The 17,037-nt window shown below is 35.6% G+C and carries 20 protein-coding genes; 5 read left to right on the top strand and 15 right to left on the bottom strand.

All coding sequences use genetic code 11. The features are described from left to right. Window positions 1-37 precede the first annotated feature (37 nt). Together NST14_RS08225 and NST14_RS08220 are read right to left on the bottom strand one after the other, a co-directional pair. Window positions 38-463, bottom strand: coding sequence for a CotD family spore coat protein (locus tag NST14_RS08225; RefSeq protein ID WP_000546265.1), 426 nt, complete (start codon window positions 461-463; stop codon window positions 38-40). Window positions 464-616: 153 nt separating this feature from the next. Further along, window positions 617-1,087, bottom strand: a complete 471-nt coding sequence (locus NST14_RS08220) for a YppG family protein (RefSeq protein WP_000487707.1) — start codon at window positions 1,085-1,087, stop codon at window positions 617-619. 177 nt (window positions 1,088-1,264) lie between these two features. On the opposite strand from NST14_RS08220, the gene NST14_RS08215 reads away from it, so the two are divergent. Further along, window positions 1,265-1,456, top strand: coding sequence for a YppF family protein (locus tag NST14_RS08215; protein ID WP_000242664.1), 192 nt, complete (start codon window positions 1,265-1,267; stop codon window positions 1,454-1,456). Between the two features lie 24 nt (window positions 1,457-1,480). Here NST14_RS08215 and NST14_RS08210 read toward each other — a convergent pair whose 3' ends face one another. After that, window positions 1,481-1,825 carry a YppE family protein gene (locus tag NST14_RS08210; protein WP_000872959.1) on the bottom strand — a complete coding sequence of 115 codons (345 nt, stop codon included), beginning with the start codon at window positions 1,823-1,825 and terminating at the stop codon, window positions 1,481-1,483. A gap of 15 nt (window positions 1,826-1,840) precedes the next feature. Next, window positions 1,841-2,083 carry a hypothetical protein gene (locus NST14_RS08205; RefSeq protein WP_001252039.1) on the bottom strand — a complete coding sequence of 81 codons (243 nt, stop codon included), beginning with the start codon at window positions 2,081-2,083 and terminating at the stop codon, window positions 1,841-1,843. A gap of 85 nt (window positions 2,084-2,168) precedes the next feature. Between NST14_RS08205 and NST14_RS08200 the strand changes: the two genes are divergently transcribed. Continuing rightward, entirely contained in the window at window positions 2,169-2,345 is a 177-nt protein-coding gene (locus tag NST14_RS08200; RefSeq protein WP_001982922.1) for a hypothetical protein, read from the top strand. 123 nt (window positions 2,346-2,468) lie between these two features. On the opposite strand, the gene NST14_RS08195 is transcribed toward NST14_RS08200, so the two are convergent. Continuing rightward, window positions 2,469-3,494, bottom strand: coding sequence for a DUF2515 domain-containing protein (locus NST14_RS08195; protein WP_033688403.1), 1,026 nt, complete (start codon window positions 3,492-3,494; stop codon window positions 2,469-2,471). Between the two features lie 103 nt (window positions 3,495-3,597). Between NST14_RS08195 and recU the strand changes: the two genes are divergently transcribed. Both recU and NST14_RS08185 read left to right on the top strand, forming a co-directional pair. Further along, window positions 3,598-4,200 carry a Holliday junction resolvase RecU gene (recU, locus tag NST14_RS08190; protein WP_000155592.1) on the top strand — a complete coding sequence of 201 codons (603 nt, stop codon included), beginning with the start codon at window positions 3,598-3,600 and terminating at the stop codon, window positions 4,198-4,200. 65 nt (window positions 4,201-4,265) lie between these two features. Further along, window positions 4,266-6,974, top strand: coding sequence for a PBP1A family penicillin-binding protein (locus tag NST14_RS08185; RefSeq protein WP_229142942.1), 2,709 nt, complete (start codon window positions 4,266-4,268; stop codon window positions 6,972-6,974). Between the two features lie 23 nt (window positions 6,975-6,997). On the opposite strand, the gene NST14_RS08180 is transcribed toward NST14_RS08185, so the two are convergent. From NST14_RS08180 to panB, 10 genes are all read right to left on the bottom strand, one after another. Then, window positions 6,998-7,516, bottom strand: coding sequence for a YpoC family protein (locus NST14_RS08180; protein WP_000442682.1), 519 nt, complete (start codon window positions 7,514-7,516; stop codon window positions 6,998-7,000). Between the two features lie 3 nt (window positions 7,517-7,519). Continuing rightward, window positions 7,520-8,167, bottom strand: coding sequence for an endonuclease III (gene nth / locus NST14_RS08175; protein WP_000933025.1), 648 nt, complete (start codon window positions 8,165-8,167; stop codon window positions 7,520-7,522). A gap of 15 nt (window positions 8,168-8,182) precedes the next feature. Beyond that, window positions 8,183-8,890, bottom strand: a complete 708-nt coding sequence (gene dnaD, locus NST14_RS08170; protein ID WP_000728540.1) for a DNA replication protein DnaD — start codon at window positions 8,888-8,890, stop codon at window positions 8,183-8,185. 120 nt (window positions 8,891-9,010) lie between these two features. Continuing rightward, complete coding sequence (aspB, locus tag NST14_RS08165; RefSeq protein WP_000761548.1) at window positions 9,011-10,198, bottom strand: aspartate transaminase AspB; 1,188 nt, start codon at window positions 10,196-10,198, stop codon at window positions 9,011-9,013. Window positions 10,199-10,216: 18 nt separating this feature from the next. Then, the gene (locus NST14_RS08160) at window positions 10,217-10,720 is read right to left on the bottom strand and encodes a cell wall elongation regulator TseB-like domain-containing protein (protein WP_000758749.1); all 504 of its coding nucleotides are present in this window, start codon (window positions 10,718-10,720) and stop codon (window positions 10,217-10,219) included. 7 nt (window positions 10,721-10,727) lie between these two features. Then, a complete protein-coding gene (locus tag NST14_RS08155) occupies window positions 10,728-10,898 on the bottom strand; it encodes a YpmA family protein (RefSeq protein WP_000358352.1) in 171 nt (56 codons plus the stop codon). 251 nt (window positions 10,899-11,149) lie between these two features. Then, window positions 11,150-13,954, bottom strand: a complete 2,805-nt coding sequence (gene dinG, locus NST14_RS08150; RefSeq protein WP_000044927.1) for an ATP-dependent DNA helicase DinG — start codon at window positions 13,952-13,954, stop codon at window positions 11,150-11,152. A gap of 129 nt (window positions 13,955-14,083) precedes the next feature. Beyond that, on the bottom strand, window positions 14,084-14,467 hold the full coding sequence (panD, locus tag NST14_RS08145) for an aspartate 1-decarboxylase (RefSeq protein ID WP_000490176.1): 384 nt from the start codon (window positions 14,465-14,467) through the stop codon (window positions 14,084-14,086). 12 nt (window positions 14,468-14,479) lie between these two features. Next, window positions 14,480-15,328: a pantoate--beta-alanine ligase gene (gene panC, locus NST14_RS08140; RefSeq protein WP_000691778.1), complete on the bottom strand. Its 849-nt coding sequence runs from the start codon at window positions 15,326-15,328 to the stop codon at window positions 14,480-14,482. After that, window positions 15,328-16,164: a 3-methyl-2-oxobutanoate hydroxymethyltransferase gene (gene panB / locus NST14_RS08135; RefSeq protein ID WP_000853114.1), complete on the bottom strand. Its 837-nt coding sequence runs from the start codon at window positions 16,162-16,164 to the stop codon at window positions 15,328-15,330. Before panB ends, panC begins: the two co-directional genes overlap by 1 nt. Before the next feature lie 405 nt (window positions 16,165-16,569). On the opposite strand from panB, the gene NST14_RS08130 reads away from it, so the two are divergent. Beyond that, the gene (locus NST14_RS08130; RefSeq protein ID WP_048557433.1) at window positions 16,570-16,959 is read left to right on the top strand and encodes a cupredoxin domain-containing protein; all 390 of its coding nucleotides are present in this window, start codon (window positions 16,570-16,572) and stop codon (window positions 16,957-16,959) included. Window positions 16,960-17,037 lie beyond the last annotated feature (78 nt).

Here is a 17,037-nt window from a genome sequence, read left to right as displayed (position 1 = left end):
AAAAAGAACTAGCATTTCGCTAGTTCTAACATATCATTTACTTTTTAAATATTCCACCAACGTTTGGTCCAATATTCGGACCTACTGGTGATACATTGTTTGGTAAAAATGGTGATACATTTGGTCCTGGTCCAAACGGCGATACATTCGGTCCTGGTCCGAATGGGGATATTTGATGACCGTGGTGGTGGTGATGATGACCATGGCCACATGGTCCACATCCGCCGAATCCTGGATCGATTGGGTCCACAACATTTACATTTGAATTTGTTTGCGGGAAGAAGTTTTGGTTTTTAATTTGTTGATGATGTACATGTGTTGTATGCGTCGGGAAAATGTGTGGCACCACCGTTGTTGAAAAAGAATGTGTTACGCATTGTTTCGTCGGATGAATGACAGGAGCAGTTGTACAAATAGGTCCTGTAGGCTTATGCCCTCCAAAGCAAGGATGACAATGATGCATAGTTTTTCTCTCCTCTCTCATAAAAAAATCTGATTACACTTTACAGTATGAGAAAAAAGGGTAAGCCGCTTGTTATATATACCCATTTATTCTAAGGAAATTTGTCTAGTCTTTGATTTTCTATCCAATGCTTTTATAGACAAACCTTCGACATTACTTACCAAAAAAGCCTCCCACTTGCTTTACAATACCTGTCACTTGATTCATCGCATTCATCATTTGTCCAGCTGTATTCATCATTTTATTTACATCATAGTTACCATCTGAATTTTTAAATTGGGAAACAAAACTAGAAAATTGACTTGGTTGCTGCTGTTGCTTTTGTTTATTTTGTGTCGGATACGGTTGTTTTGGTGGATAAAACATCGCTTGTTGATTGCCATAGGGAGATGGTGGTGGCATATAGTATTGTGAATTTATATAAGGTTGCGGTTGTTGATTCATATACGGTTGCTGCGGTTGATTCATAAACGATACTTCAAATGGCTGGTAATAATTTTGATTTCCATAATGAGGCTCGAAAGGATACATATTATAACGTAAATATGTATCCGTATTATATTGGTACATATTTTGCTGTGCATATGGATTAGATTGCTGATATACGTTAGATTGTTGAAACATGCATTCTCTCCTCCTTCACATAAGTTTCTACATATATAATATGTACTTGTAAAATAATTTGTGTGACGGAGTATCTGTCTATTTTTGTCGGAAGTTTAAATTTTTAAAAAATTATAAAAGAAAACCCTTCCATGCTATGATAAAAAAGAAGAAGATTCTCATGGGGGAGGAATCAACATGGTATTAGGGGATTTAAAACAAGCGTTTTCTCAAAAAAAGGGGTATTACACAGAGAATGTAAATGAATTGTTAGACTTTGCGAGACATTGGTATCTCGAAGGGAAAATATGTATTTCAGATTACCGAACAGTAATAAAAGAACTAGAAATAAACGGGGCAACAAAACCTACAACAGTGACAGAAGCATAAAAAACAAGAGGGTTTTCCCTCTTGTTACTTACATTGCTCAATTATATTTTGCAAAGTATACGAAATGGCTTGATGCGTTTCAAAGAATCGCTTACCTTTACCTTTATTTACAAAGCATTGCAACACATTTGTTTGTAAATTATCGTACACTTGATCAATTTGCTGAACATGTATATACTTCGGTTTTTCTTCCTTAATCCATTCATAAGCTAATTCTTTCCACACTTTTAATTCCTCATCTACCATATCTACAAACGGTTTCATATCCTTATAAAAATCGTATTCAATCATTTCTCTTTTTTTCACATTTGCTTCATTATTATGTTGCATAAGTTTTTCCGAAGACTGTATTAATGCCTCATACTTCATTTTATTCCCACCTTATTATGCACTCACTACGACGTTTTGAAATGCCTTCACCCAATTCCCTTTTTCTTCGTGATGCACTAATTTATTTTCCATATGCTCAATATGCATTTCTGTTATTTCTATCTTGTTGCATATTTTTTCACTCTTATCCTTTAATGCATGATTCATTCTAATCCCTATATTCATTTCCAGCAAATCGAGAGAACTTAACATTTGATCCATTGTTTTCATTACATCTTCCTTCTGAACCATCGCCATATACAAAACGCCTCCTTCTTTGCTTTTCCTTTGTCATGTAATTTCGCCGAATGATTCTTCACTCCTGCCCACATGACAAAACTAGTTGTTATTCGTCAAAGAAATCATTTTGTATGTCATTTATAGAAATGGTAACAATACAAAAAGGAGGTGCATGAAAATGGCAAAGAACAAAAACGAAAAAAAGAAAAAACAAAATAAACAAAATAAACCCGAAACTGGCAATCCAAAATTAGATGGTCCAAACTTCCCTGCTACATAAAGTGAAACTTCTTTAATCTCTTATATTCATTACGTTTTGAGATTAAATGTTTACCACGCATAGTAGGGTTACTTCACATTAAGAAGTCCCGTCTTCATTTATGAAGACGGGACTTCTTTTTTATTATATCACGAACTCATCCATCCTTTTAACAAAACGATTTACGGTGGAAGCAATATAGATTTGCTCCCTCTTTCTTTTATACCATTCTGTTATATCAACTTCACCCGTATACTCTTCTCGTAAAAATAGTTCATTTATTTCCGTATCTCTACAAAACCAATCTCTCATACTTATTTCATCATGTGCAACAGCAGGATAAACTTCTCTAAGAGCTGGTGTACAAGATTTTCTAGCTTCACTTACATAACATTCATAATCTGTTCTTGATCCTGTGTGTATCGTTTGCGATGCAAATCTATGGAATAAACTTTTGTAATTCGGATGGAACAGTAACGCTGCTAATTTCTTTCCTAGTTCTATACGCTTCTGTAACGTTTCAAATTGATAAACTGAAAAACCATACACCTTCCCTTCAACGGTTGGGAATATAACGGCACTAATATGAAGCATTTCTTGTAATTTAAAAAGGGCTGTATGGAATACATGTTTTTTAAAGTATGCATTCTCAATAACTGGTTTTTGAATTTTATTTTGTTCATTTATAATAAGCGCTGTCATAAGTCTATTTATATCTTTTTTCTCCCAAAAATATATCCATTCTTTTTCCATAAAAATGGATACGTTAAAATATTGTAACAAATGGAATAGTGGGATCTGCCTCCTCTTACTTTCTTCGTATAACAACAGCTGAGGAAATGCATCTAAAAAAATAATCCAATTTGCTTCTTCGTAAGTTAAAAACAAATGTTTTTTTACTGTTTGAGGTAAAACAGTAGCATAATATCTCCCTTCTAAATCAGTCATATTCCATCCTGCATTTCTTGAGACCATACTTGCTAAAAAAGCCCACCTAATCTCACTATTTCTTACATAATATTCTTGATAACACTCTGTTCGAGAAATGTTGTCCATATTAGCTATTTCTATTTCCCTCTTCATGTTGTAAACCATTGTTTTTTCTTTCTCTGTACAGACCGTATTTTTACGATATTGTTTAATTTTTTCATAATCATTCCATGTAAACATGAATAAGTCATCATACCTTTCTGCAAAAAGGTCACATCTTTTTTCATTTTTTGTTATAATCACCTTTGTAAGTAATTCTTAGCAAGTTGGGAGTGGACACACTATGACCATTCGTTACCCAAATGGAAAACGGTACAATCAAGCTTCACAACCTCATAAAACACCAATTAAAAAACATACTTACAGTAATAGAGGTATGTCCCTTGAAGAGGAATTGAATGAAACGAATGAATATTACTTAACCCATAATATTGCATGCGTACATAAAAAACCTACACCTCTTCAAATTGTAAAAGTGGATTACCCCGCTCGAAGTGCTGCAGTGGTAAAAGAAGCGTATTTTAAACAACCTTCTACAACAGATTACAACGGTGTATATAAAGGGAAATACATCGATTTTGAAGCGAAAGAAACAAAAAATAAAACGAGTTTTCCACTTCAAAACTTCCACCTTCATCAAATTGAGCATATGAAGCAAGTAATCGCTCATAATGGAATTGCATTTGTTATTATTAAATTTACACTTTTTGATGAACTTTATTTATTAGATGCAAAACATATTATTGCATTTTGGAATCGTCAAAATACAGGTGGAAGAAAATCGATTACGAAAGAAGAAATAGAAGAGCATGGATCCTTATTATCATGCGGTTATCACCCTCGGATTGATTATATCCGTGTACTAGACACGGTTTATTTTTCGTGATAGAGTCATCACTAAGGCTCTTTTTTCGACTTTTGGGGAGAGAATGAAAGGTAGGAGAAAGTATAATGTCAGATAATTATCGTTCTCGTACAGAACGAAATCATGTAAAAAATCAAAAGCAAGAAACAAATACAGAGAAAAAACCAAAGAAAAAAGGCTCCTTTTTTAAAAAATTCCTTATAGGTTGTCTACTTCTTGGTATCGTTGGTCTTGTAGCTGGCGTGTCCGCTTTCTTTGTTATGGTGAAGGATGCTCCAAAATTAGACAAATCAAAACTTGTCAACCCTTTATCAACAAAGTTTCTTGATAAGAACGGGAACTTTTTCTATGAATACGGTGCTGAAAAACGAACCCACGTTACGTATGATCAAATTCCAAAAGTAGTTGAAAATGCATTCCTTGCAACTGAGGATTCACGTTTCTATGATCATAATGGAATTGATTTTAAACGAACTACAAAAGCAGTTATGGAAAATGTCACTGGGGGATTCGGATCTCAAGGTGGTAGTACGATTACACAACAAGTAGTCAAAAACTATTTTCTAACGATGGACAAAACTGCAAAGAGAAAAGTGCAAGAATGGTACCTATCTTACAAATTAGAGCAACAATACTCTAAACATGAAATTTTAGAAATGTATTTAAATAAGATTAACTTAGGTAACCGTTCGTACGGTATTGCAACAGCAGCAAAAAAATATTATGACAAAGATTTAAAAGACTTACAGTTACATGAAGCTGCAATGCTTGCAGGTTTACCCCAAGGTCCTAATATTTATGATCCTACAAAAAAAGACAACGTTGAAAGAGCTACACAACGTCGAAACGTCGTATTATCATTAATGAATCGACATGGTTATATAACAAAAGCTGAGATGGATAACGCAACGAAAATCCCTGTAACTGAAGGTCTTCAACCATCTTCAGAAGTAACGGAGATGAAGTATCAAGCATTTTTAGATGCTGTTGTAAAAGAAGTTGAAAAAGAATATCCCGATGTAAATATCGGTTCAGATGGTTTAACGATTCATACAACACTTGATCAAGATGCGCAAGATTATGCTGATAAAATTATGGATGGCAATCTTATTAAGTATCCGAACGATCAATTCCAAGGATCATTCGTATTTATGGATACACAATCTGGAGAAGTTCGAGCAATTGGAGCTGGGCGTAAAGAAAGTAAGTCTACTTTCAAAGGTCATAATATGGCCACTGATTTAAAACGCCAAGTTGGTTCAACAATGAAACCAATTTTCGACTACGGTCCAGCAATTGAGAATTTACAATGGTCTACATACCATCAATTAAATGACTCAGAATATACGTATTCCGATGGTAAAAAAATACGAAATGCAACAAATAGTTACAAAGGTGACGTTTCACTACGTGAAGCTTTGAAAAAATCATTAAACATTCCCGCTTTAAAGACAGCTCAAGCGGTTGGTCTTCCTAAGTCACAAGCGTTTGCTGAAGGTTTAGGTATGACATTTAAAGACGGCAAAACATATGAATCAACAGCAATTGGTAGTAACGATAGTTCTCCATTACAAGTAGCAGGTGCATATGCAGCCTTTGGTAACGGTGGGAACTACAATAAACCGCACTTCGTAAAAGAAGTTATCTTCCCAGATGGGAAAAAGAAAAGTTTTAAACCGAAAGAACAACGTGCGATGCAAGACTACACAGCTTACATGGTGACTGACGTTCTTCGTGACGTAGTAAAACCTGGTTCTGGTGGTACGGGTCCAACAGCATACGTTTCAGGTGTTGATGTTGCCGGTAAAACAGGAACACAAAACTTTGATGCAGACGTTATAAAAGAATATGGTATTCCAGCTGATGCAAACAGAGATAGCTGGTTCGCTGGATATACACCGCAATATACAATGGCAGTATGGACTGGGTACGAAAAAAATGGCCCAGAAAACTACATTAGTGATCGTTATACTAGAATTGCACAGCAAATGTTCCAAGTAATGATGAGTAAATTCGCTACAGATAAAACTCGTTTCGAACGCCCTTCTTCTGTACAAGAATTAAATGGTGAATTGTACGTAAAAGGCGCTAAAAAGGATGCAGTGAAACAAATTAAAGTAGATGCACCTAGTGGTCTTAATGTCACTTTCGATGGCGCTAGCACAGTTACACTAAACTGGTCTGGACCAGCAGAAGTTGATGCGTATGCCGCAAGCTATAAAGCGACTGACGGTTCAAGTGGTAGTTTATCAATAAAAGGTACGACAGCTACTCTTGGTGGTATTAAACCAGGCGTTACTTACAGCTTCTCTGTAGTAGCGAAAAAAGGTACTGGAACAAGCCCTGCCGTTGGTGCATCCTTCACTGCGCCTGGAGGAACTCCAGACGCGAAGAAAGCTGAAGATGAGGCTGCTAAGAAGAAGGCTGAAGAAGAAGCTAAGAAAAAAGCTGATGAGGAAGCTCAGAAAAAGGCCAATGAAGACAAATTAAAACAAGAAGAAGCTACTAAAAAAGCTGAAGAAGAAGCTCAGAAACAACAAGAACAACAACGTAAACAACAAGAAGAAGCTCAAAAGAAAGCTGAAGAGGAAGCTAGAAAAAAAGCTGAAGAAGAAGCTAAAAAACAACAAGAACAACAACGTAAACAGCAAGAAGAGGCTCAAAAGAAAGCTGAAGAGGAAGCTAGAAAAAAAGCTGAAGAAGAAGCTCAGAAACAACAAGAGCAACAACAACAACAAAATACCGGCGAAGATACACCTCACGCAGACGGAAATGTTGTTACAACAGAGTCTTAATACAAAAAAAGAAGTCCTTTCTCTTAACGAGAATAGGACTTCTTTTTTGTTATCATTTTCTTTACATATAGTTTTTCTATTTCAATATACAACTGCGCTAACTGAATATAAGAATGATAATTATTCGGTTTCTTTATAATGAACGAATATCGCTCTATAAAATTAACTGGTTGCACTTCCAATTCACTCGTAAAATCTTCTATTTTATTCAAACTATGAACAGGTTGCTCATTTAGCCAATATACAATTGATAATAAATGTGCTGCAAAAAGAATCATCGGACCTTCAGCTTCTTGTTTCTTTCTGTTTCGAAATAAAGTAGCAATGTCCTCATGCTTATTTTTCCATACATTCAACATTACCGGAATACTGTTTTCAATTTCATTCCACGGCTCATATTGTCTTTCCATATCATATATAAAATAAGTCTTTTGTATTGTTTCTTCAAATGACTGTTCTGTATAATACGCAATCGAATTTATACTTTCTTTAAAAAATGGTAAGCACCGAAATTCTCTCGGTATTTCTATCACTCGCTCCATCCTTTATTTCCCCTTCATTCGCTTCTTTCCTTCTCGGCATACTTCTAGTAAAGGGCACTCTTCACATTGTGGTCGCTGCGCTTTACAGTGATAACGTCCAAAGAAAATCATACGGTGATGTGTAACGCTCCATTCATCCATCGGAATTTTCTTCATTAATGTCTTTTCTACTTCTAACACCGAATCTTTCCATCTACAAATCGCTAACCGTTTACTCACTCTCTCTACATGCGTATCAACAGCAATTGCCGGAATACCAAACGCTACCGAAACAACTACGTTTGCTGTTTTCCGACCTACACCTGGTAACTTCGTAAGCTCATCTCGATCTTTCGGCACTTCCCCATTGTAATCATCTAATAACATTCTGCACAATTTTTGAATGTTTTTTGCTTTATTTCTATACAAACCAATAGAACGTATATCTTGTTGTAATTCTTCTAGCGAAACACTTAAATAATCTTCTGGTGTTTTATATTTTTGAAATAAATTTTTCGTCACTTTATTTACAAGTGCATCTGTACATTGTGCAGATAATGCTACCGCGATTACTAGTTCAAATGGATTATCATGAATTAATTCACAATGTGCTTCTGGGTACATATCCGCCATTGTGTCTAAACAATAGCGAATTTGCGTTTTATTTAACATATACTTCCTCCTACATTACTGCTCCAACCAATTATAAAAAGGCACTTTTCCAGTAAATTTCGTCTCTTGTTTTGTCGTTTGCTGCGTTCGTTGTTGATTTGCTCTAAATTTCCGTCCTTGGTTTTGGGCTTGATCTACTGTTTTAATACCATTCTTTTTCCATTCAAATAAAATACGATCAATATATCGGAAATTAAGCTTACCACTCATTACAGCTTCCCTGAGGGCCGCTTGAATTAAATTCGGATGATGTTGATCTTGATCTTCCCACATTCCCAACGTTTCACATTCAAATGGAGAAAGTGGTCTTCCAAATTCTTTTTCAAATACTGTATATAAATTTACTTGCAATTGCTTTATTTCTTTTTGTTCTTCCTCTATTGATTCATTCATTAAGAAATGCAATATTTTTTCCCATAGCGGTTGTAAAGAATAACTTTCACACATCATCGCTTCTGATTTTTGTCCACCTTCTAGTGATAAAAAACCTTTTTGAATCAATGCCTGAATTACTTCCATACATTTCATTTCGGTAATCGTCATCCGTTCTGAAATCTCTGACGGAGTCGGAAATGAATTGCCCGATTCTAAAAATGTATGTACATGAAGTACAACCATAAATTCTGTTTCATTTAACCCTAATTTTTTATAATGCATCATAAGTAATTTTGGAATTGCAATGCTTCCCTGCTCAAACCACTGTAACATCATTTTCTTTTTCATCACCAAACACCTCGCTCTCTAGTATAACACACCTTTCGCTATTTCTTTTTGCCACAATTCGTCAAAAAAACCTCCCTATTATGTAGGAAGGTTTTTGTATTACATTAATAAAATATACAATTAAGCTTGCACTTTACTTTTCATAAACGTGTGAATACGTTCTAATGCTTTCTCCACTTGTTCAAGAGATGTCGCATATGATAAACGAACGTTATTTGGAGCACCAAATCCTGTACCTGGTACAAGAGCTACTTTTTCCTCTTCTAATAGAGCTTTTGCCCAATCATCAACAGTTTCGTATCCTGATAAAGCTACTGCTTCTTTTACATTAGGGAATAAGTAAAATGCACCTTGTGGTTTAATGCAAGTAAAGCCAGGGATTTGAATTAATTTATCATAAATAATGTTTAATCTCTCTTCAAATGCTTGACGCATTGTTTCTACAGGTTCTTGTGAGCCTGCATATGCCGCGATTGCGCCGTATTGAGCGATTGAAGTAGGGTTTGACGTACTATGACTCGCTAAGTTCGTCATCGCTTTAATAAGCTGCTTATTTCCTGCTGCATATCCAATACGCCATCCTGTCATAGAATGAGATTTAGATACACCATTAATAATAAGTGTTTGTTCTTTTAATGCATTAGAAAGCTGGGCAACCGAAGTATATTCTGCTCCACCATAAATTAATTTCTCATAAATTTCATCTGAAACGATTAAAATATTGTGTTCTAAACATACTTCTCCAAGCTGTTGTAATTCTTCTTTGCTGTAAATCATTCCTGTTGGATTGCTCGGTGAATTAATAATAACTGCTTTCGTTTTCTCTGTAATTGCCTCACGCAGCTGCTTCGCTGTAATTTTGTATTCATTATCTTCAAGGCCTTCTACATAAACTGGCTTACCACCAGCAAGCTTTACTTGTTCCGGATAACTTACCCAGTATGGCGTAGGGATGATAACTTCATCACCTTCATCAAGTAGTACTTGGAATAATGTATATAATGCATGCTTTGCGCCGTTACATACAATAATTTCAGACGGATCATACGCAATTCCTTGATCACGAGTAAACTTCTTCACAATTTCTTGTTTTAACGCTTGTAACCCACCTGTTGGTGTATATTTCGTATGTCCTTCTAACATCGCTTTATGTGCAGCATCCATAATATGTTCTGGCGTATTAAAGTCAGGTTCTCCTGCCCCTAATCCAATTACATCATGACCTTCTGCTTTTAATGCTTGTGCCTTTGCTGTAATTTCTAAAGTTGCAGATGGTGTTAAAGCAGCTACTCGCTTTGCTAATTTCATTTGTAGTTCCCCCTACATCTATTTTTCAATGCTGTATCGTCGTAAAAACTGCCCATCTTTAAATGCAAGATAGTAATAACTATAACGATTTTCATCATCAATATATGTAACTTCCCATAATGGTATATTGTTTTCAAAGCCTAATTTTATTTTTAAAATTTCTTTAGGCTTACTTTTGTGCTCCTTACTGTCATCTCCGACTTGTTCAATCGTTCTTTGTAAAGCCTCTTTTTCAGAAATACCTTCACTCTTTTTCCTTACTATAGTTTCCCCTTTTTTCTCAGGCACCCAAACGATAAGTTGTTCTCCTTTTTCATCTGTACCTTGTACGACAGTATATGAAGATTCTCCGTTATAATAATCCACAGATTTTACTTTTACAAGCTTTGCTTTTTCTTTTGCAATTTCTACAGATTTTGCCTCTTTAGGGATTTTCTTTTCCATTGCTTTATTATAAACATACGCCCCATATATTCCGCTAGCAACGATTACGATAACGATTGCAAAGATCCACTTTTTCATTGTATCACTACGTTCTGTAAATCGTAAATACAGCTGTTTCTTTATCTTTTTCGTCTAATGCTAATCCGAACATGAGGTCCTGCTCTTTTAACGTACGATTCAAACTATCAACGATTTTATACAAGTCAGACGAATATTTAATACGCGTCGTTGATAGGACTTCGATTTTCTTATCCATGAAAAAACTCCTCCGTTACACAAAAATTTCTAATTATAGAAGAACGCAATGCGGTTACAATAAGAGTACATTCTTTACAACCCCTGCTTCATCACCCATCTATTATAGCAGGACATGTACAGCAAAAAAAGGTTTCAAGTCGAAAACCGATACATTTTGTATACAAGAAGTAAGAAAAATAAAATTCCTCCTACCCACATTTTTTACGCCTGAAGTTTACATGCACTTCAGGCGTATTTTTCCTTCCAATTTTATTCAATTGGCCGTTCCTTTAATTGTTCTAACAATTCTTCTAGAGGGCCTTCATAAAGCGGAACAGTTGGAATTGATTGTAAAAAACGTTTTCCATAGGAAGCGCTTGTCAAACGACGATCTAGTACAAACACCGTTCCGGTATCTGTACTTGTTCTAATAAGACGACCAAATCCTTGTTTGAAACGCAGTATTGCTTGCGGGAGTGCTAACTTAGCGAATACGTCCTCTCCTTGATTTTTTAACCACTCTCCTTTTGCTTCCATCATCGGTTGATGAGGAGGCGTAAAGGGAAGACGGACAATAACAAGACAACTAAGGGCATCTCCAGGTATATCTATCCCTTCCCAAAAACTACTTGTTCCTAATAAAATTGATTTATCGAACTCTTGAAACTTACGAATGAGACGACTTCTGCTCTTATTATTCACACTTTGCGTTAATAATAAATAACCTTCTAATTCCTCATCATTTTTCAAATTCGTATATGCTTCTTTCAACATTTCATACGAAGTGAACAAAACAAGCATTCTACCTTCTGTAGCTTTCGCTATTTTTGCAATATGAGCCGACACAGATTCAATATATTCTTCATTACTTGCTTGCTTAATAAAGGGCACATCCGTTGAAACCATTAATTTCATCTGTTCTTCAAAATGGAATGGTGATGGGACCTGTAATGTATTTGGAGCAAAATCATGTAAGCCTAGCTCTTCTTTTATATAGTCAAATGAATCGTTTACTGTTAGCGTTGCTGATGTGAAAATAACACTCTTTTTCTCTGTTAAAAATTCATCAGCAAATCTTTCACCAATATGAACAGGTTGCCCATATAAAACAGTTGAATGAATGGTTCCCTTCGTTTCAGTTTCCATCCATGTCACATATGAATTTTTTTCTAAAATGAGTACTTGTAAAGATTGCGCCATCTTTCTCAACAACTCAATTAAATGCATAAATTCACCTGTAACAACATGCATTTCCCATTCTAATTTACTTTGCAATATATCAACTTGCTTCTCAAGTGTAGAGAGTAATTTCCTTATATCATATACAAAGCGATTTGTTAACTCGGTAATACTATCCCATAACTTACCTTTCTCTACTTCCGTGTTATATCGATAAATGAGTGGCATATTGCTGATCCCTTGTTCCTGCTTTGTTTGTTTAAAGATGAATGCACGTAACATTTGGAATAGCTCATCCGCATCAAATTTCAATTCCTTCAAACTATGACTTACCATGCGGAAAGTAGAACGGGAGGCTTGCTCTGATTTTTTCATCATTTTATATACTTTAGAAAGTACATCATCTGTTTCTAGCGTACCAAGACGAGATAAAACTAGCTGGAAATACATACAGGAGAACTGTTCACCTAATGTTCTACTCGCTGCTTCCTCGATATGATGAGCCTCATCAAAAATAATATGTTCACATGAAGCAAACAGTGGTTCTTCACTTGAAAAATCTTGAAATAATAACGCATGATTTGTAATAACGATATCTGCAAATAATGCTCTATTCTTTGCTCGTTGATAAAAACAACGACTAAACCAGTTGCTTTGCATCCCACCCGGACTATGTACATCACTACAAATCCGGTTCCAAAGTAACTTTCCGCCCTCAGGAATATTTAATTCATCACGATCGCCCGTTTCCGTTTGCAATAACCACACTAAAATTTTTGCCTTCGTGAGCGCCATATCATAATTCTTCTCTTCTTCTTGCAAAGCATATTCAAATTTATGTAGACAAAGATAATGCTTTCTTCCTTTCAGAAGAGCTACTTCAAATGAAAATGGCATTATTTTCTGTAATAATGGAATTTCTTTTTCTAGTATTTGTTGCTGCAGTTGTACAGTTTGGGTACTTATGATGACAGGTTCTTCTTTTTTCTTTGCAAAATAAATACTTGGAAGCAAATATGCAAGAGTCTTTCCTGTTCCTGTTCCTGCTTCAATTAGTGAAAACCTAGAATCTCTTAGCGCTGTATATATTTCCTTCATCATACTCTGTTGGCTTTCTCTTTTTTCAAACTTTGGCATATTCGACTCAAGTTTATCAATTGTCTTATGCAAGAAAGCATCAAATTTAAATGCACATGTTTCACTTAAGTTTAAAGAATAATTCCGTTTTCGAAGGGCAATATTTCGATACACTTCATATCCCTCTGCTCCTTTTTTACCATGCATCATTTTCTTTAAAATATTTTCAGAAAGCACATCCGCTATATCACTTTGAAACACATCACTCAATTCATAAAGCGATTGCAAGGTGACAAGGGGTAACTTCTCAATTTCATTTAAAAATTGTAAAAACAATTCCGCTGTTGCAAGAGCATCACTATCCGCACGATGCGGTTGATCATGCTCTAATTCGTGTTGTTTAGCTAAATCACGTAATTTATAACTATCAGCCGTTGGCAAAAGAATTTGCGCCAACTCAACTGTATCAACTTTTGGACAATGTATTTCTGTATATCCAGCCTGCCTTAATTCTTCCGTTAAAAAATTCCAATCAAAGTGAACGTTATGTGCAACGAAAGCTGCACCTTGTAATAGCTCAACAACCATTGGGGCTACATCTTCAAATAACGGGGCTTGCTTAACCATACTCTCATCAATCCCTGTTAACTCTGTAATAAATGGTGGAATCTCTCTCTTCGGATTAATAAAAGATGAAAAAATCTCTAATATCTCTCCATCTTCCACTACAACAGCTGCAATTTGGGTAATTTTATCTTTCCCATCCTTCCAGGAGTTCCCTGTCGTCTCTAAATCCACAACGACATAACGCTTACTCATATATGTAACACCTCAATTTCTTACCTATCAAACAGAAAATTATATAATGTTACTATACCACGTTTTATCTCATCTTAATGAAAAGATGCACAAAAAAGGCTATCTCCATAATAGAGATAGCCTTCTTACTTATAATATCGTACCCGCTTTTTCAGCACCTAACATTTCAATAATTTGATTATCATCGTCTAATACTGCAATTTTCGGCTCTTGTTTATGAATATTTTCTTCTGCCACTAAACCGTAGCAAATAATAATAACTTTATCTCCTGGCTGTACAAGCCTTGCAGCTGCACCATTCAAACAAACAACCCCGCTACCACGTTCTCCTTTAATAACATATGTCTCTAAGCGAGCACCATTATTATTATTTACAATTTGGACTTTTTCGTTTTCTACAATATTTACTGCATCCATTAAATCTTCATCAATTGTAATACTACCTACATAATTTAAATTTGCTTCTGTTACTGTTGCGCGATGTAGCTTCGCTCTCATCATTGTGCGAAACATAGATGCTCCCCCTTATTTAACCGTTAATGTTATATTGTCAATTAATCGTACATTGTCAAATTTAACTGCAATTGCTAAAATGATTCGTCCTTCAATTTTATCCACTACTTGTAGTGAAGGATACGCATATAAATCAGCATAATCTACAGTGCCTTTCGTATATGTCTCAATATACTCCTTCACAAGAGTTGTAATGATTTCTGCATTACGTTCTCCTGTCTCAATTCTTTCTTTCGCTATACATAGACTGCGGTATAAATGAGGAGCCTCTTCACGCTCTTCTGGTGATAAATACACGTTACGAGAACTTTTGGCTAATCCATCTTCTTCCCTTACAATATCCACCGGTACGATTGTAACCGGAATATTAAAATCAGCGACAAATCCTTCAATGACAGCAACTTGCTGTGCATCTTTCATACCGAAATAAGCACGTGTTGGCAATGTAATATTAAATAGTTTCATTAGTACAATCGCAACACCAGCGAAATGACCAGGTCTTTGTTTTCCGCATAACACATCGGTACGCTTCACAACTTCTACTGTTGTCGTTTGTTCTGCTGGATACATTTCTTCTACGCTCGGATAAAATAAATAATCTACACCGTTTTCTTTTGCTACATTTTCATCTCTATCAATATCACGAGGGTATCGATCTAAATCTTCATTTGGTCCAAACTGTAGCGGATTAACAAACACGCTTAAAACTACAATTTCATTTTCTTCTCTTGCCTTACGTAATAAAGTCGCATGACCTTCATGTAAATAACCCATCGTTGGGACAAAACCAATACTTTTTCCACTTGCACGTAGTTCGTTTGTAATTTGCTGCATCTCTTGCACTGTATTTATGATTTTCATTATTGTTTTCCTCCGTATAACGCTAAACATTCTTCCTCTTTCATTGTGAATGAATGTTTTTCTTCCGGAAATTGACCTGTCTTTACTTCAGTTACGTATTGTGAAATCCCTCGCACAATCTCCTCTTGAACAGACGTATATTGCTTCACAAATTTCGGAACACGATTTACGCCATATGAGATAAGATCATGATAAACGAGTACTTGCCCATCCACTTTTTGTCCTGCTCCAATTCCAATCGTTGGAATTGTTAGTTGCTTCGAAATAAATTCTGCTAGCTGCATTGGCACACATTCTAATACAAGTGCTATCGCACCAGCTTCCTCACATCTCTTCGCATCTTCTATTAATTTTTTTGCACTTTCAGCATCTTTTCCTTGTACTTTATAGCCACCTAACACTCCTACAGATTGAGGAGTTAAGCCTAAGTGTGCCACGACAGGAATTCCCGCACTCGTCAAGTAATGAATAGTTGATATCACTTCTCCTGCACCTTCTACCTTCAGTGCATGAGCACCACTCTCTTGAACGATGCGGCGTGCATTCACCATCGTATCTTGAGGCGACACATGATACGACATAAATGGCATATCAGTTACAATAAACGTCTCTTTCGCTCCTCGGCGTACAGCTTTCGTATGATGAATCATATCCTCTACTGTTACAGGTACTGTTGAATCATAGCCGAGCACAACCATCCCAAGGGAATCTCCAACTAAAATCATATCAACTTCCGCTTCTTCTGCTAACTTAGCAGATGGATAATCATACGCCGTTAGCATTGTAATCGGCTCACCTTGCTCTTTCATTTTCAAAAAATCTGTTTTTGTTTTCAAAACTACTCCTCCTTTATACAGGAGAGAGGAGATGGCCGAAATCATATAAAAAACCCCTCTGGCCATAAAAGGGCAGAAGGGTTGTGTGTTAGTCGGCATTATTCATCCCTCTGTCCCAGTCCGTTATTGGATCAAGGCAGAATCCAAGTTATTATTTTTCGTATTGCTTCGAATCATAGTGCAGTTCGCTCTGATACTGCCCACATTCGAACTAATTATAGCAAACTCCAAAAAGGAATTACTATATTTTTTTGAAAAAATAATTTTTATTCTTATTACGGTATGTGAAATTTATAAGTGAACGATTCAATCATAGAAAGATAAACTTTTTAAATACATGGTATAACTCATAAAATAATGATGCAGGTTAATTGAGGAGATATACTTACAAAAGGAGAATTGCGAATGTCTATAAACAAATGGTTATTTCGATTCATCGGTTTTCTTGTGATACTTGTGGTAATAACAACTTTAAATTCCCTCAATGTATTTGCCTCAGTTAACAACTTGGCACAACCTATTGCGTCAGCGAAAGTGATTGAAGTTGAGCTAAACGATGATTACTTTAATCCAAACGTCATCACGATTCCAATTAACGAATCAACAACATTACTGTTAAAAAATAAAGGTAAGAGTGAGCATACCTTTACAATCAAAAAACTCGGTATTGATGTCGTCGTCGAGGCAGGAAAAGAAAAAAACATTACCGTGAAACCTAACAGTGCCGGTACATATGAATTAATATGTCGATACCATCTCCTCAAAGGAATGGAAGGTAAAGTAATCGTCAAATAAGAAGCAAACTCAACTGGACGATCTTTTAAAATAAAACTTAAATATTAAAAGATTTTATTAATATGGAAATAAAAAAGA

It is taken from the genome of Bacillus sp. FSL W8-0519, from assembly GCF_038005585.1.
GTDB lineage: Bacteria > Bacillota > Bacilli > Bacillales > Bacillaceae_G > Bacillus_A > Bacillus_A paranthracis.
Note: the sequence above shows the minus strand (reverse complement) of the source record. Positions and strands in the feature narration are given on the sequence as shown.

Excerpts from the sequence above, each read along its gene's own strand:
- panC (WP_000691778.1), bottom strand. The coding sequence starts at position 15,328 with ATGAAAATCATAAATACAGTGCAAGAGATGCAGCAAATTACAAACGAA.
- dnaD (WP_000728540.1), bottom strand. The coding sequence starts at position 8,890 with ATGAAAAAGAAAATGATGTTACAGTGGTTTGAGCAGGGAAGCATTGCA.
- aspB (WP_000761548.1), bottom strand. The coding sequence starts at position 10,198 with ATGAAATTAGCAAAGCGAGTAGCTGCTTTAACACCATCTGCAACTTTA.
- NST14_RS08195 (WP_033688403.1), bottom strand. The coding sequence starts at position 3,494 with ATGTTTACATGGAATGATTATGAAAAAATTAAACAATATCGTAAAAAT.
- NST14_RS08180 (WP_000442682.1), bottom strand. The coding sequence starts at position 7,516 with ATGGAGCGAGTGATAGAAATACCGAGAGAATTTCGGTGCTTACCATTT.
- recU (WP_000155592.1), top strand. The coding sequence starts at position 3,598 with ATGACCATTCGTTACCCAAATGGAAAACGGTACAATCAAGCTTCACAA.
- nth (WP_000933025.1), bottom strand. The coding sequence starts at position 8,167 with ATGTTAAATAAAACGCAAATTCGCTATTGTTTAGACACAATGGCGGAT.
- NST14_RS08210 (WP_000872959.1), bottom strand. The coding sequence starts at position 1,825 with ATGAAGTATGAGGCATTAATACAGTCTTCGGAAAAACTTATGCAACAT.
- NST14_RS08225 (WP_000546265.1), bottom strand. The coding sequence starts at position 463 with ATGCATCATTGTCATCCTTGCTTTGGAGGGCATAAGCCTACAGGACCT.
- NST14_RS08155 (WP_000358352.1), bottom strand. The coding sequence starts at position 10,898 with ATGGATAAGAAAATCGAAGTCCTATCAACGACGCGTATTAAATATTCG.
- NST14_RS08130 (WP_048557433.1), top strand. The coding sequence starts at position 16,570 with ATGTCTATAAACAAATGGTTATTTCGATTCATCGGTTTTCTTGTGATA.
- NST14_RS08220 (WP_000487707.1), bottom strand. The coding sequence starts at position 1,087 with ATGTTTCAACAATCTAACGTATATCAGCAATCTAATCCATATGCACAG.
- dinG (WP_000044927.1), bottom strand. The coding sequence starts at position 13,954 with ATGAGTAAGCGTTATGTCGTTGTGGATTTAGAGACGACAGGGAACTCC.
- panD (WP_000490176.1), bottom strand. The coding sequence starts at position 14,467 with ATGTTTCGCACAATGATGAGAGCGAAGCTACATCGCGCAACAGTAACA.
- NST14_RS08185 (WP_229142942.1), top strand. The coding sequence starts at position 4,266 with ATGTCAGATAATTATCGTTCTCGTACAGAACGAAATCATGTAAAAAAT.
- NST14_RS08205 (WP_001252039.1), bottom strand. The coding sequence starts at position 2,083 with ATGGCGATGGTTCAGAAGGAAGATGTAATGAAAACAATGGATCAAATG.
- NST14_RS08215 (WP_000242664.1), top strand. The coding sequence starts at position 1,265 with ATGGTATTAGGGGATTTAAAACAAGCGTTTTCTCAAAAAAAGGGGTAT.
- NST14_RS08160 (WP_000758749.1), bottom strand. The coding sequence starts at position 10,720 with ATGAAAAAGTGGATCTTTGCAATCGTTATCGTAATCGTTGCTAGCGGA.